Source organism: Pseudomonas persica (genome assembly GCF_900291015.1).
GTDB lineage: Bacteria > Pseudomonadota > Gammaproteobacteria > Pseudomonadales > Pseudomonadaceae > Aquipseudomonas.
The window spans coordinates 1-247 of record NZ_OLKL01000290.1 but is presented as its reverse complement, the minus strand read 5'-3'; the positions used below and the strand labels follow the sequence as shown (position 1 = coordinate 247).

Here is a 247-nt window from a genome sequence, read left to right as displayed (position 1 = left end):
GCAGACGCCACACGCGCACCACCGCCTGCTGCGCCGGGCAGGCGGCATTCGGAACACGGATCACATCATTGAGTTTCCAGCCCTTGTCAGCGCTCGGCTGCGCCTTGCTGTAGTCGACAAAGCGGGCACGCGGCTGGCACTGCTCGCTGGTGCGCACCGCCGAGAAACGATAGGGCTCCGCCGCCTGGCCAGTGAACGCGCCTTCCAGGCGGGCACAGGCTTCGGGAATCTGCCGCAGCGTGTGCAC

Annotated in this window: 1 protein-coding gene; it reads right to left on the bottom strand. The window is 67.6% G+C overall.

Annotation, left to right across the window (positions count from 1 at the left end; genetic code table 11):
- On the bottom strand, positions 1-247 hold a 247-nt coding region (locus FQ664_RS26615; RefSeq protein WP_218570451.1), incomplete at both ends, for a hypothetical protein.